Source organism: Marinospirillum celere, assembly GCF_900112235.1.
Lineage (GTDB): Bacteria > Pseudomonadota > Gammaproteobacteria > Pseudomonadales > Halomonadaceae > Marinospirillum > Marinospirillum celere.
This window is the reverse complement of the sequence record NZ_FOLH01000001.1, coordinates 158,437-172,312: the sequence shown is the minus strand read 5'-3', so window position 1 is coordinate 172,312 and position 13,876 is coordinate 158,437. Positions and strand designations below refer to the sequence as shown.

Here is a 13,876-nt window from a genome sequence, read left to right as displayed (position 1 = left end):
TTGACGTAAACGTCAACTTATCTTTCCAAATAAAGGCGACCCTCAGGTCACCTCTTTTTATAGTTTCCGAGCAAGCGCTCGGTTTTATTTCTTAAGCCTACTCGACTCTTTTATTTCCCGCAAGCGTCTTCACGTAAAACCATGGCGACCAGTTCAGCCGCCAGGTCATCCGGCTCCAATCCGACTCCAGGGCGATACCATTGCACCGTCCAGTTAAGCGCCCCTAGGGCCAGGCGTCTTTGTAAACCCTGGTTACCTTGAATGAGTCCAGCACCATGACATTCTGCGATTACCTGGCTCCAGATACTTTCATAGGCATCACGTAATTTGACCAACTCCTGGCGAGAGGCTTCGGTCAGGCTGCGCCATTCATAGATGGCGACGACGTGGGCATCTCTATCTTCCAGGAGGGTGGAAAGGTGAGCACGAGCCAGGGCCATCAAACGCTCACGAGGCTGTTCCAGCTCACAAATAGCCTGGGTCGCAATTTGCATGGCATGCTGCATTCCCGCTTCTATGACTGAAAACAGGATTTCCTGTTTATCATTAAAGTGGTGAAAGAGGCTGCCGGATTTAATCCCCATGGCATCAGCAAGCATACGCACGGTGGTTGATTCGTAGCCTTGGTCGCAAAAAAGGCGGGCAGCGATCGCAACCAGCTCCTTGCGTCTTTTAGAATTCTTGTTTAAGTTCATCTGCGTTAACTAGCGCTTGCTCGGTTTTATGACTTGCGAGTCACAAACTAACCCTAGCCTTTCGCCAGGTCAAGCGGCACTCTATAGCCATAATAAAATTTAGATCGATAAAGAGGTATTACCATGCAACAAGATCCTATCGTCCTCGTTTCGGGTGCCCGTACTGCCATGGGCGGTCTTCAAGGCTCTTTTGCCAGCCTGACCGCACCTGAATTGGGTGGCTTTGCCATTGCAGATGCAGTTCAGCGCGCTGGCCTGCAGCCTACTGATATTCAAGAAGTTATTATGGGCTGCGTACTCCCTGCCGGTGTCAAACAAGGGCCTGCCCGCCAAGCCATGATGAACGCAGGAATTCCTGTCGCCACGGGTGCAACCACCATCAACAAACTCTGCGGTTCAGGTATGAAAGCAGTCATGCTGGCCCATGATCTTATCAAGGCAGGAACCAATGACATTATGGTTGCTGGCGGTATGGAGAGCATGTCCAATGCGCCGCATATTTTAACCAAGGCACGTAGCGGCTACCGTTTAGGGCATGGTGAGATCAAGGATCACATGTTCCTGGATGGCCTGGAAGATGCCCGTACCGGCAAGTTGATGGGTGTATTTGCTCAGGATATTGCTGATGAAAAAGGCTACACCCGTGAAACCCTAGATAATTTTGCAATCAGTTCCCTCAAAAGGGCCATGACCGCCATTGAGCAGGGTAAATTGAAAGCTGAAACCGTGGCCGTGACTGTTAAAACCCGTAAGGGCGAAGTTGTTATTGAAGATGATGAACAGCCCCATCAGGCCAATATCGAAAAAATTCCCTCACTGCGTCCGGCCTTCAAAAAAGATGGCACCGTGACAGCCGCCAATTCCAGCTCCATCTCTGATGGTGCTTCAGCACTGGTGTTGATGCGTGAATCAGAAGCGCAAAAGCGTGGCTTGAAACCCAAAGCACGTATTGTCGCTCACGCCACCAACTCCCGCGAACCCAGTGAGTTCACTCTGGCGCCTATCGGCTCCATTGAAAAGGTTTTGGAAAAAGCCGGCTGGAAGCTGGATGAAGTGGATCTGTTTGAAATCAATGAAGCCTTTGCTGTGGTCACCCTGCTGGCAATGGATGGCTTGGGCATTCCCCATGAGAAAACCAATATCTATGGGGGTGCCTGTGCCCAGGGTCATCCCATTGGCTCGACCGGCTCACGCATCCTGGTCACCCTTATGCATGCCCTGGAGCAGGAAGGCAAGAAAAAAGGGGTTGCCAGCTTGTGTATTGGTGGCGGTGAAGCTACAGCTGTGGCTATTGAACTCATCTAAGTTGAGCTGAAAGTTCTACTGCCCGGTGATTGGCTACCGGGCAGTTTTTACTTCTCTTGAATCCTGGGTTTAGCTAAGATGCACCTAGCACGACCAAGTAATCCTGGGGCACGAACAAGATGGCAGCTTTGCTTTTCCAAATTCAGTCAGTGATCAGCAAGCGTTTTAGGCCGCTGCTTCTGGCAACAGGTGCAAGCCTGCTGCTTTTTTTCTCCATTGCCTCCAGCACGTCTGCTTTTTTTCCGCCAAAAGATCCAGGATTCCAACCTGACCCCGAAGCAAGGCAAGTATTCACTGAAACCTACCAACAGCTCAAACAAGGTCAACTCCTTGATTTGAGCGAGGTTCTCAACCAGCTTCAACACTATCCTTTAGCCCCCTACCTTGAATATCAGCTGTTTAGAAACCAAATTGCTTATCGTCTTGTTGATAAAGATCAGCTAACCGCTTTCCTGAAACGGCATCCAGATACAGCCTTTGAATCCCGCTTAAAACAGGAATGGCTGGACTATCTGGCCAGTCAAGAAAGCTGGGAAAGTTTTTACGCCTTAACGGGTTCCGAGCCCTTACAAACATCACGCTTGGAGTGTCATCGCCTCCAAGCAGAAGCTGAACTTCATGGGCGTAGTCTCAGCTGGTTGGAAGCCGCTGCTGACTTTTGGCGCCAGCATCAACCCCTGCCTTCGGCCTGTGATCCTTTTAGCCAGTCCTTAAAAGACTTGGGTTTCCTTAATTCAGAAGATTATTGGCAGGTTGCTCTGCAACTGATGCGCGACGAAGAAACCTCTTCGGCTTGGGAGTTACGCCAACACCTTGAAGATGAACAGCGCCAATTTCTTGACTACTGGAGGCGTGGACGCCTAAACCCAGCAAACCGCCTGCAATCTGTGTTAAATGGCCATACAGCCAGCCTGAAGCTTTTTCCGGAGCTTCAGCAAGAAGTTCTCAATGACCTGCTAGTGCAGCATGCTAGAACGCATCCCAGTCAAACACGCCAGTTCAGTCAACAGCTGGCTGACCAAGAACTCATCACCTCAAGCACCTATTACAACGTCTTGGAAACCCTTGCCCTACGTGCAGCCTGGCGCTCAGCAGAAAATACTCTGAGTTATTTTGCCGAAGTCCCTAGTGAACAACGCTCTGCTGAAGGAAAAGAGTGGTATGCACGCACTCACCTGCGACTAGGGAACTGGTCACGCCTGGATTCAGCTATTCATGCACTTCCTGAAGAAATACAGCAAGCCAATGAATGGCGTTACTGGTTGGCTCAGGCGCTGATCAAAACCGACCAACAGTCAGCCGCTCGCGAACTTCTGCAATCCCTGGCCAAGAAACGCAATTATTATGGTTTTTTAGCCGCTCAAGAGTTGGGCAAGCCACCCAGAATGAATGCCAGCCCTGCCCCTTTAATGGCTAAGGATATGGCTGCATTAACCGATCAACCGGGCATTCTGCGAGCTGGTGAGCTTTTTTTTACCGGCTTTCATGAAGATGCACGTCGGGAATGGCACTACAACTTAAGTGGCGCTTCTTCAGCAACCTGGCAGCAGGCTGCTTGGCTGGCCCAGCAGTGGGGATGGTATGATCGCAGTATTAATGCCATCCATAACGCAGGCCATCAGGATGCGCTGGAACTGCGTTTTCCTCTGGCCCATATTGATGCCTTGCAGCCCCTTGCCGAGGAAGCTGGCCTTGACCTGGCTCTGGTTTTAGCACTAATCCGTAAAGAAAGCCTGTTCAATCCTGAAGCTCGCTCCAGTGTAGGCGCTCTGGGCCTGATGCAAGTGATGCCTGCCACAGGCAATCAGGTTTCCAGGCAACTGCAACTGACCATGCATCCAGAGCGGGACTTGCTAAATCCTCAGTATAATCTGCCTGTTGGGGTTCATTACCTTTCGCAACTGATGCAGCGTTACCAAAACGATATTATTCTGGCAGCTGCTGCTTATAATGCTGGCCCAAGCAGAGCCAATGCCTGGCAAACCCGTCTTGGCAAGAACACCGACCCCCAATGGGTTGAGCAAATCACCTTTGCTGAAACCCGCGATTATGTCAAAAGTGTCCTCGCCTTTCGGGAAGTTTATGCTTGGCGCCTTGAGCAGGAATCCAGGTTACAGCTAGCCAGTGATACCCCTAACCAACCCGAAGGTTGATTTAATTTTTAGAGAAAGTCATGTTTCCTCAAGTTCGAATTGTGCTGGTCCAAACCTTCCATCCGGGCAATATAGGCTCAGCCGCCCGAGCCATGAAAACCATGGGGCTGGAAAACCTTTATCTGGTTAATCCGGTTAGTTTTCCTGATCCAGAAGCAACCCAAATGGCTGCTGGTGCCAGTGATTTATTAGAGAAGGCACAGGTTTGCACCAGCCTGGAAGAAGCCGTTGCCGATTGCTCCTTAATCATCGGTGCCAGCGCCCGCGTGCGTAATCAATTATTAAGTGAGCTAACACCCCATCAACTGGGTATCCAGGTTTGTGAGGAAAGTCGCCAGTCTGAAGTTGCGCTGGTATTTGGACGAGAACGCACCGGACTTCATAATGAGGAGTTGGCTTGCTGCACCCATCAGGTTTGTATTCCTGGCAACCCAGAATACAGCATTCTGAATTTGGCGCAGGCCGTACAGGTACTCTGCTATGAGGTTTTTCAAGCCAGTCAGCAGCTTCCTCAAACTTGTGAGCAAGAAGTCCGTCAGTATCCCAGCCTGGAAGAAATACGTGGTTTTGAACAGCATCTGGAAAAGGCTTTGGAAGCCAGTGGCATGCTCAGAGGCGCATCCAGCAAATCCCTAACCCGCCTCAATACCCTATTTCGCAGAGCCAGACCTGATGTTCAGGAGTTGGGGCTTTTGCGCTCGATGGTCAGTCGTATGGAAAAACAGGGGCTGGCCTTACAAGAAAGCCAGAATAAAGATCACTGAGGCTGAATAGTCACCACCCGGTCTTCACCAAAACGACTCAGAGCGCTGACTACAGCTTTTTCAATATCAACACCACCTGGGCAGAGCATGGTGCAGCTACCATGCACCATCTCTATACGAAAGATAGTTGCCTTCTCAGCCAGATCACGGGTCTGGCTGATGGTTTGAAGTATTTGATTTTTTTTAGCGTCAGAAACCAACATGCTGCTTATCTCAAGTATTGGACGTTGTTAAAGATCCACATTCTAACAGGCTTGATGCATCAAAAACTAATGACTCCTATGCAAACTCAGCTTGCCAGCCAACTTCAATCGGCCTATCTGCGCGATTTGCTATGGCTGCTGGAAGCACCGGATTTGATCACCAGTCACTTTGCAGGCAAACCTGATCTAACTTTCCTGGGTTTAGGTGAAATTGAACTGCCCAAGTGGTTTCAGGATCTGGAAAATCGACTTGATGACCTGGAAGCCGGGTTAAAAACAGCTGGCAGTAAACGCCTGGGTGTCTACCATGAAGCCCTATGGGAACTGCTATTGAATGCGGCGCCCAATATTCAGTTATTAGGCCATCACCTGTCTATCAGGGAAAACAAACGGACCCTTGGTGAACTGGACTTTATTTATCGCCAAAAATCGACTGGCGAGATTTATCATCTTGAAGTAGCCATCAAATACTATCTGGGGCTTCCCCAGGGACCAGGAGAGCCTCAGGATTTAGCCCGCTGGATAGGACCCGCAGGCTTGGACAGTCTAGCCATCAAAGTCCAGCATAGTGAGCAAAGGCAGCTGCCACTAAGCGACCTACCCTTGGCAAGACAACAATTGGAATCCGTGATCGCGGCAAGTAAAAAACAAGGCTCCACCCTAGAACCCATCAAAAAACAACTGGCTCTTCCGGGAGTACTTTTTTACCCCTGGCACTCACCCTTGCAACCGCCACTAAGAGCCTCTCAGCATCATTGGCGTGGCTGGTGGCTTTACATCACTGACTGGCCTGATTTTGCCAATCAATTCAACGGAAAGCTTCAGGGTCAGCTACTCAGCAAGCCCCACTGGCTGGCCGCTCCCTTACACTCTGATTTGCTCGATCAGCAACAACTTGAAGCCTTGCTCAACAACCACTTTCAACAACACGGCTGGCCGCTGCAACTAGCACTTTTCTCACCGCAACAAGGCTGGCAGAGAGTCTTTCTGGTCAAGGCCGGATGGCCTCAACTAATCCCCCTATCTCCTTCAGCTCATTCGCAAGCTATCACCAGGGAATAGGTTGCCCATCCCATGCAAAAAAACCGCCAGTTGCCTCAGATTTCAATTGATCTAGAACAGCGAGTAGATAAGCAGCAGACTGATCTGCTGAAAAAAGCTGGCCGGCTGGAACATTTTTTTGGAAGGGCTTCGACAAGTCAGTGGCTGTAGTTCCCGGATGCAAAGCGACACAAACACTCGAAGGATTAAAACGCCTCATTTCAATAGCAAGCGTATGCAACAACTGATTCAATGCCGCCTTACTAGCGCGATAGCCATACCAACCTCCCAGACGATTATCGCCAATACTGGCAACCCGTGCCGATAAAGAAGCCAACTTTAACTCACCTTTTTTATTCAAGAGTGGCTGCAACTGCTTGAGAAGCAGTAAGTGGTTAATTGCATTGGTTTGGAAACTAGTGATTAGCGAGTGGCGATCCAACTGCTCCAGGGACTTTTCAGGCGCAAGATTCAAAGCTTTTGAATGCAAAAGACCCGTGGTATTAATAATCCAATGAATAGGCACTTCCAATTGCTGCGGAAGAGCTTGTAAATCATCATCAGAGCTCAAGTCTACCCTTAACAGCTGCAAGCGCGAATCGCCTACAACCAAGTCTGATAAACCCTGTGATGAGCTGCGATACAAAGCATAAATACGTGTCCAGCGCTCATCACTAAGCAGCCGCTTGGTCAATGCCAGACCGATACCTTGACCTGCACCAGCAATCAAAGCCTGCATAAGCCCCTCCTTTTTAATAAACCTTGAATAACTATACACAAATGATACATTAGTTATCCAATATTTTATTGAGAAAGTGCTATGACAGATTTGCAGCCACGTCTTTATTACGATGCATCCTGCGGTTTTTGCCGTAAAGAAATCGATCACTTGCGCCCTAAGCTCGAGCCTGACGTTAAGCTAATTGATATCAGTGCCAGTCAATTTCAGCCACCTGAAGGCTATTCATTGGATGACCTAATGACCCGAATTCATTATTTTGATGGCCAGCAAATGCAGGTTGGCTTTGCAGCCACTTTGAGTTACTGGCGCCAAGCTGGACTGATAAAAACCGCCCGCCTTTTGAGCTTGCCCGGTATTTTTCATAGCGGTAACTTTGTTTATAACTGCTGGGCGAAGTGGCGCAGGAAACATTCCAGTCAATGCAGGCTGCCCTAATAAGCAAAAAAACCCTGCAACCACCGACTCAAAGCACCTTTCCGGTGCAGGCCTATGGCAGTATCGATTTCACTGGTGATATGCCCGTGACTCTTGGCCCTGGTGGCCCCTCTCTAGGTGGCTTTGTATGCCCCGTCACCGTAGCTAGAGTAAGTTGGTTAACAGGGTTATTGCTTCAAACATAAAAACCTATACATTTTCCAGTGCAGATACTGTACAGTTATTGTTAACCGTGCAAACTGGAAGGCTAAAGATGGCAAAAACTGGGCTTTACCTTTTCACACAGGATTTACGCCTAAGCGATAACCCTTTATTGCTCCGAGCAGCTCAAGAAAATGACTACTTGCTGCTGGTGTATGCAGTGGATCCAAATCATTTTAAGCCCAAGGCCTTTTCACTCAAACGCCTTGGCCAGCATCGTTGGCGCTTTCTATTGGATGCACTGGATGAACTTAACCACCGACTTCGGGGCCTCAACCAGCACCTACAGCTTCTTTTTGATCAACCCTTAAGGGGGCTCAGCCAATTAATTGATCAGCACCAAGTCGGCAGCTTTTATATTAGTGAGCAAGTTGGCTACTATGAAAATCAGCTTATCAAGCACCTGCAAGCTAGGTTCACAGACCTTTCTATACAGCAACTGAATACCCAACGCATTTGGGATCTCGACGAAATTCCTTTCTCCCTTTCGCAGCTTCCAGGTACTTTTACACAATTTCGTAAGCAGGTTGAGCAACTCAAGATTGAGTCCGCTTTTGAACCTATTACTGAATTGCCACCATCACCCAAACAGGGCTCACTAGGTCTACAGGAGTTACCCAACTCCAGCCAGGCAACTCAACCTCTGACCACGGGCGGTGAAGTGTCAGCTCAAGCACATCTTGCCGAGTATTTTTCCACTGATCAGCCTTCAACTTACAAGCAAACGCGCAACGCTCTTCAAGGGCGGTTTCAATCGACCGGCTTTTCACCCTGGTTAGCCCAGGGGTGCTTATCACCTCGCCAAATCCTTCAAGAGCTTGCGAATTATGAAGCTTCTAAAAAAGCTAATGAATCCACCTATTGGATTTTCTTTGAGCTCATGTGGCGGGAATACTTCCAACTCTATGCACTAACATACGGAGCTCGCCTCTTTCATTTTCAGGGTATTCAAGGCCGTAAACCACTCACCAGCTTTTACCCGCAAAGGTTCAAAGCTTGGTGTGAAGGCGAAACACAGTGGCCCTTGATTAACGCCTGCATGAAACAACTCAAAGCAACGGGCTGGATGTCAAACCGCGGGCGCCAACTGGTTGCCAGCTGCCTGGTCAACGAATTACAGCTTGACTGGCGATATGGTGCAGCCTGGTTTGAGCAAGAGCTGATTGACTATGATGTCGGCAGCAATTGGGGCAATTGGCAATACTTGGCAGGCGTGGGTGCTGATCCACGCGGCTCCAGGCATTTTAATCTGGAAAAACAGGCTGCCCTCTATGACCCTGATGGTGACTTCACCCGACTTTGGCAAGGCGACGCAACTTCGGGCGTTCCCCTTTACTCCGTCGATGCGGCTGACTGGCCTTTTCTGAGTAGCGGCTCTGAGTAGCGGCTATGCAAAAATGTTTTTTTGCGCTAAATTAGGTAACCAAAGAGTAACATCTAGCCAATCAATACTTAATTTCATGGGCAGCTCTTAATGCTGACACTATCTCCCCGAAACAAGCTTTCAGTGGCTTATACGCTGATAGCACTCTGGCTAGCCTCCACAGTTTTTGCGTTCTGGTGGTTTCAGTTTCGCCATCAGTTTGCTTTCAATGAAAACACTCAAGTCCTGGAAATTCCTGATGACTTCAAAGAAAAGCTGCACCTAAGTTCTGAAGAACAGCATGCTTTAGTCGTTCATTTCTTCGACAAGGACTGTTTGTGTAGTCGCTTTAATCAAGCCCATGTCCAGGAAATTATCAATAATTACTCGACTCTCGGCGTAGATTTCAGAATTGCTGTTCCAGATGCATCGCAAATTAAGATTGCCGAAGAAACCTTTGGCCAACCGGCATTTGTTGCAAATAATCTGGAGTTCGCAGGCAGCCCCCTCGCTTTGGTTTTTAATCAACAGATAGAACCTGCCTATCTAGGGGCTTACAGCGAAAGCATCTACTGCTCATCCACCCCCGGCCAAAATGTGGAAACAGTACTGGATCAGCTCATCAAACAGGGCAGGCTTTCGACCCAGCTATCCTCCTCAAGAGGATGTTTTTGTCCCTGGGAAGCTGGCCAAAAAACTTAATGACTTTCTATATCGAACAAGAGTACTAAAACCATGCTCAAACCCAGCTTAAAAAATACCGAAGCCTTCAGCATGCATGGCCTCCACAGCTCCGGCGATTATTTAATGGTCTGGGTACAGTGGCTGCTTTTCTTGATTGCTTTGAGTCTGGCAAGTTGGTATGGAACCTGGACAGAAGCCCTGATTATTGGCTTGCCTGCTGCACTGGTTCCCAGTGTTTTGACCTGGATGCTGCCAGGTAACAGAATTACACGTGTTAGCCAAGGCTTAGCTTTCATGGTGTGGGCGGCTCTCCACATTCATCAAGCACATGGTTTGATTGAAATGCACTTTGGAATTTTTGTGTTACTTGCTTTCCTTCTTTATTATCGCGATTGGCTACCCATAGTTGCTGCTGCTGCTTTAATCGCTATCCATCATTTAAGCTTTAACTTCTTGCAGGAAGCAGATGCCGGCGTTTATGTTTTTGAGCACCATACAGGCCTTGGCATAGGATGCTTCACGCAGGCTTCGTCGTCTTCGAAACCTTTATACTCGTCATCATGGCCATCAAAGGCCAGCGTGACGGCAAACAGGCTGAAGAAATTGCGCAGCTAACTAATCAGATGGATGTGATTGACGGTAAAGTTTATTTACAGACTTCCACTACCCAGGCACATAGCCGAACAGGTCAGGGTATTAGCTCTTTTATTCAACAGCTGCACTCGACGCTTTTTCAAACCCAGTCAGCCAACCAACAGTTAACGCTTGCACTACCTGACAACCTGAAAAACCTGGAAAAATCTGCTGAACTGACCCAGCGGCAACAAGCCGAATTGAATCAACTGATTTCAGCAGTGAATGAGATGACCGCTTCCTTCCGTGAAGTTTCACAAAATGCCCAAGAAGCGGCAGATAATGCCAGTCAATCCGAAGAGCAAGCCCAACAAGGGCAAGAAAACCTCAATCTAACCATTGCTGCCATCCGGCAACTGGCTGAGCAAATCAGCCATACCGGCCTCTCTATCGGTGAACTCAAACAGGATTCAGAACAAATTGGCAGTGTGCTAGATGTCATCAAACAAATTGCCGAACAAACCAACCTGCTCGCCTTAAATGCCGCCATAGAAGCTGCCAGGGCTGGTGATAGCGGACGTGGTTTTGCGGTGGTTGCTGATGAAGTGCGCACCCTGGCATCCAATACCCATCAATCAATTGAAGAGATCAGTCAGATTATTTCAGGCCTTCAAACACGCAGCCAGGATGCCGTAAAAGAAATGCAAACCAGCCAACAGGAAATGGCTGAAGTTCTGAATCGCATTGAAACCACTAGCCAAGCACTAGCCGAAATCCTTGAAGGAATCAGTAATATCAATGGCATGAATGTGCAGATTGCCAGCGCAACAGAAGAACAAAGTGCCGTTGCTGAAGAGATCAACCGCAACATCACTCAAATAGGACAGTTGGCGACGGAAGCAGGTGAAAAAATGCAGATGACTGTTGAGTCCAGCCATCAAATGCAAGCTTTAACTGAAGACCTGGACCATGCGATCAAAAACTTTATTCTTAAATAAACCTTGACGGGAGTATTTAAAAGGCGCACTGTGGGTCTTGTAGGTAGCAAGTCAGTGTTTGGAACAGTTCTGTAGTGATGACCCTTCGGTTTTTCAGCGCTTTATATAGACCTTGCTTGATTCTTGCGACAATGGGCTTGGAAAATATTTTCTAAAAGTTCTGATAAATTTTAAACCAAAGGTATTACGATATGGAAACTGGTACAGTTAAGTGGTTCAACGATGCTAAAGGCTTCGGCTTCATTACTCCTGAAAATGGTGGCAGCGACCTGTTTGCTCACTTTTCAGAGATTCTTGCTGATGGCTTTAAATCTCTGGCTGAAAATCAAAGGGTTTCCTTTGATGTGACTACCGGCCCCAAAGGCCAGCAAGCTGCAAAAATTCAAGTTATCTAATAACTTGTAATTTAGCTTGAACAAAAACCCACCCCTTTTGGTGGGTTTTTTTTGTGCTTGGCATTCAACCCTGTTCCCCCTCCCCATCACACTACCAGTCTCTACCAACTCATCGATCTATCCAGTAGCTATTAATTATAATGCCCGTACCACTACTGAATTTAAACCGATCTTAAAGTAGTGCCAATTCTGCAAAATTTGATTACAATCAACAACAGTAAACCTTTACTTCTCTGGAGGCCGGATGTGACTTCTCTTGAAAAAATACTTTATGTTGAAGATGATCAAGATATCAGGGAAATCTCTTCGATAGCCCTTCAAGATATTGGAGGCTTCAATCTCAAGATCTGTGAGTCTGGCGCCAAGGCACTAGAAGAAGTGGATGACTTTTTACCCCAGTTGATTTTACTTGATGTCATGATGCCGGGCATGGATGGGCCTACCACTCTGGAAGCCCTTAGAAATCAAGGATCAGTTTCAAGCGCTACAGTTGTTGTCTTTATGACTGCTAAAGTTCACTCTGAAGACCTTCAGCGTTATCGTGAGATCGGAGTAAATCACGTCATTTCAAAGCCTTTTGATCCCATGACTCTAGCTGACAAAATCCGCGAAATATGGAGTAAGCATCATGGTTAACTCAAATCCTATCGGCACCCCCAAGGATCGACTAGAAGCATTAAAAGAATCCTACTTATCTAGACTTGAATCAAATCTTAACCATCTGGAGTTACTTGCCGGACGACTGTTGGAGAAAGCCCAGTCTGATGAATATCTAGAGGAGCTTCACTCAACACTGCACTCAATTTCTGGATCCGCAGGCTCTTTTGGGTTTAATCAGGTGGGCCAGCAGGCTAGAAGATTTGAGCAGGCAACCGCAAAAATATTAAACCAAGCAAACGCCCCCGATGAACCCCTTCCAGCAAGAGAGTGGATTGCTCAACTACGCGCTTCGCTTGAATCCGATAAAAAACAAAAAGCTTCTGCTAGCATTGAGTCCAGTTCAACAAGCAAGGCAGATGGCAATACCTGCATTTGGCTGATCGAGAGAGACGCCATTCTCGCTGAGTTTACTGCGCAGCAGCTGAAAAGTTTTGGTTTTGAAGTTCACCATATTACTGACCTTCAAGAGTTAAACAACCCTTCCAAACCTGCACCAGATTTATTACTCATCGACCATCGCGCCAATCAAACATTATCAGCCAAACCTGAACACTTAGGTTCCTGGAAGACCCTTCTGAAAGACTTCACTTGTCCTAAGTATTTTTTTGGAGCAGAGGATACATTTGATGCCAGACTGCAGGCTCTACGCAATGACGGCAAAGGCTACTTTGTCAAGCCGCTAAACATGATTAGCTTGACAAGACATATATCAGAACTATTTCAAGTAGAAAGCTCTGAGCCGGGACGGGTTATGATTCTTGAAACAAATTCCCGTCTCTCACAAACACTTCAAACTGCCCTTGAACAAGCGGACATGCTGGTCTATTCACTCAGTGAACCCCAGCAATTATTTGAGTCATTGAATGAATTTAATCCTGAATTGATCTTGCTAGACCTTTGGCTCACCGAGGTGAATGGTCAGGAATTAACTGCTCTACTTAGCCAAGTAGAACGCTGGGCCCATTTACCTATCATTTACATTGCGAATGAGTCCAACAGCAGCTTGAAAAACCAAGCGCTGTTAATGGGTGGTGGTATTTTTTTAGAGCAGCCAATCGACACTGAGCTTTTGGCTCGCTTATGTAAATCACAAGTGCATAAATTACGCCAACTCGAGGCATCGCGCAGCAAAGATGCCCTGACAGGACTTTTGAAACACGCAAGTATCAAAGAAGCAATACAGAGCCACTGGAACTACGTTCAACGCCAACCACAAACATTCAGTTTAGTGATGCTTGATATTGATCATTTTAAACAAGTGAATGACACCTACGGTCATCCCGTTGGAGACTTAGTCATTTCTGCGGTGGGAACGCTACTTCGCCAGCATTTTCGAAGTACAGACAAGCTAGGGCGTTATGGCGGAGAAGAGTTCACTCTCTTGCTTGTTGATTGTGAAGCTGACGATGCCTTCAAAATGGTTGATAATCTGCGTGAAGCTTTTGAGGCAATCAAATTCTCCTCTGGCGATACCTACTTCTCCTGTACCCTTTCGGCCGGGGTGCTCGATAACAAGCAGTTTTCTGATGCAAGTGCTGATGCCTTGATAGAGCACGCCGACAAGGCACTTTATCAGGCAAAACAGAGTGGTCGAAATAGGGTTTGTCTGGCTTGTGCCTGAATGCAACAATCCACGTAACTCGGTAAAGCTCTAACACGGGAAA

The 13,876-nt window shown here is 47.6% G+C and carries 15 protein-coding genes and 1 pseudogene; 13 read left to right on the top strand and 3 right to left on the bottom strand.

All coding sequences use genetic code 11. The annotated features are described in order from the left end of the window. Nucleotides 1-110 precede the first annotated feature (110 nt). The gene (locus BM185_RS00765; RefSeq protein WP_091957839.1) at nucleotides 111-695 is read right to left on the bottom strand and encodes a TetR/AcrR family transcriptional regulator; all 585 of its coding nucleotides are present in this window, start codon (nucleotides 693-695) and stop codon (nucleotides 111-113) included. A 123-nt stretch (nucleotides 696-818) separates the two neighbouring features. On the opposite strand from BM185_RS00765, the gene BM185_RS00760 reads away from it, so the two are divergent. The 3 genes from BM185_RS00760 (at nucleotide 819) to BM185_RS00750 (ending at nucleotide 4,917) form a co-directional block, all read left to right on the top strand. Then, on the top strand, nucleotides 819-2,000 hold the full coding sequence (locus BM185_RS00760; protein ID WP_091957836.1) for an acetyl-CoA C-acyltransferase: 1,182 nt from the start codon (nucleotides 819-821) through the stop codon (nucleotides 1,998-2,000). Between the two features lie 119 nt (nucleotides 2,001-2,119). Then, complete coding sequence (locus BM185_RS00755) at nucleotides 2,120-4,153, top strand: transglycosylase SLT domain-containing protein (protein ID WP_091957833.1); 2,034 nt, start codon at nucleotides 2,120-2,122, stop codon at nucleotides 4,151-4,153. A gap of 20 nt (nucleotides 4,154-4,173) precedes the next feature. Beyond that, nucleotides 4,174-4,917, top strand: a complete 744-nt coding sequence (locus BM185_RS00750; protein WP_091957829.1) for an RNA methyltransferase — start codon at nucleotides 4,174-4,176, stop codon at nucleotides 4,915-4,917. Here BM185_RS00750 and BM185_RS14625 read toward each other — a convergent pair. Continuing rightward, complete coding sequence (locus BM185_RS14625; RefSeq protein WP_177203424.1) at nucleotides 4,911-5,120, bottom strand: hypothetical protein; 210 nt, start codon at nucleotides 5,118-5,120, stop codon at nucleotides 4,911-4,913. The genes BM185_RS00750 and BM185_RS14625 overlap by 7 nt on opposite strands. Nucleotides 5,121-5,198: 78 nt before the next feature. Here BM185_RS14625 and BM185_RS00745 point away from each other — a divergent pair, with 78 nt between their 5' ends. Continuing rightward, nucleotides 5,199-6,182, top strand: coding sequence for a DUF1853 family protein (locus tag BM185_RS00745; protein ID WP_177203423.1), 984 nt, complete (start codon nucleotides 5,199-5,201; stop codon nucleotides 6,180-6,182). Here BM185_RS00745 and BM185_RS00740 read toward each other — a convergent pair. Next, complete coding sequence (locus BM185_RS00740) at nucleotides 6,169-6,900, bottom strand: SDR family NAD(P)-dependent oxidoreductase (protein ID WP_091957823.1); 732 nt, start codon at nucleotides 6,898-6,900, stop codon at nucleotides 6,169-6,171. The genes BM185_RS00745 and BM185_RS00740 overlap by 14 nt on opposite strands. 81 nt (nucleotides 6,901-6,981) lie before the next feature. Here BM185_RS00740 and BM185_RS00735 point away from each other — a divergent pair, with 81 nt between their 5' ends. The 9 genes and pseudogenes from BM185_RS00735 to BM185_RS00695 all read left to right on the top strand — a co-directional run bounded on the left by BM185_RS00735 (nucleotide 6,982) and on the right by BM185_RS00695 (nucleotide 13,833). Continuing rightward, nucleotides 6,982-7,338, top strand: coding sequence for a thiol-disulfide oxidoreductase DCC family protein (locus tag BM185_RS00735; RefSeq protein WP_091957821.1), 357 nt, complete (start codon nucleotides 6,982-6,984; stop codon nucleotides 7,336-7,338). A gap of 50 nt (nucleotides 7,339-7,388) precedes the next feature. Continuing rightward, nucleotides 7,389-7,511: pseudogene (locus BM185_RS15030) on the top strand (hypothetical protein); the annotation flags it as partial. An 80-nt stretch (nucleotides 7,512-7,591) separates the two neighbouring features. Further along, nucleotides 7,592-8,923, top strand: a complete 1,332-nt coding sequence (locus BM185_RS00725; protein WP_091957816.1) for a DASH family cryptochrome — start codon at nucleotides 7,592-7,594, stop codon at nucleotides 8,921-8,923. Between the two features lie 90 nt (nucleotides 8,924-9,013). Then, nucleotides 9,014-9,604, top strand: coding sequence for a DUF6436 domain-containing protein (locus BM185_RS00720; RefSeq protein ID WP_091957813.1), 591 nt, complete (start codon nucleotides 9,014-9,016; stop codon nucleotides 9,602-9,604). 33 nt (nucleotides 9,605-9,637) lie between these two features. Then, nucleotides 9,638-10,201, top strand: a complete 564-nt coding sequence (locus BM185_RS14575; RefSeq protein WP_143089456.1) for a hypothetical protein — start codon at nucleotides 9,638-9,640, stop codon at nucleotides 10,199-10,201. Next, nucleotides 10,099-11,157 (top strand): methyl-accepting chemotaxis protein, encoded by a 1,059-nt coding sequence (locus tag BM185_RS14770; RefSeq protein ID WP_091957808.1) that lies wholly within the window; start codon nucleotides 10,099-10,101, stop codon nucleotides 11,155-11,157. Before BM185_RS14575 ends, BM185_RS14770 begins: the two co-directional genes overlap by 103 nt. Before the next feature lie 191 nt (nucleotides 11,158-11,348). Then, nucleotides 11,349-11,552 carry a cold-shock protein gene (locus tag BM185_RS00705; protein WP_091957805.1) on the top strand — a complete coding sequence of 68 codons (204 nt, stop codon included), beginning with the start codon at nucleotides 11,349-11,351 and terminating at the stop codon, nucleotides 11,550-11,552. A gap of 246 nt (nucleotides 11,553-11,798) precedes the next feature. After that, entirely contained in the window at nucleotides 11,799-12,188 is a 390-nt protein-coding gene (locus tag BM185_RS00700) for a response regulator (protein ID WP_091957802.1), read from the top strand. Next, nucleotides 12,181-13,833, top strand: coding sequence for a diguanylate cyclase (locus tag BM185_RS00695; RefSeq protein WP_091957799.1), 1,653 nt, complete (start codon nucleotides 12,181-12,183; stop codon nucleotides 13,831-13,833). Before BM185_RS00700 ends, BM185_RS00695 begins: the two co-directional genes overlap by 8 nt. Nucleotides 13,834-13,876 lie beyond the last annotated feature (43 nt).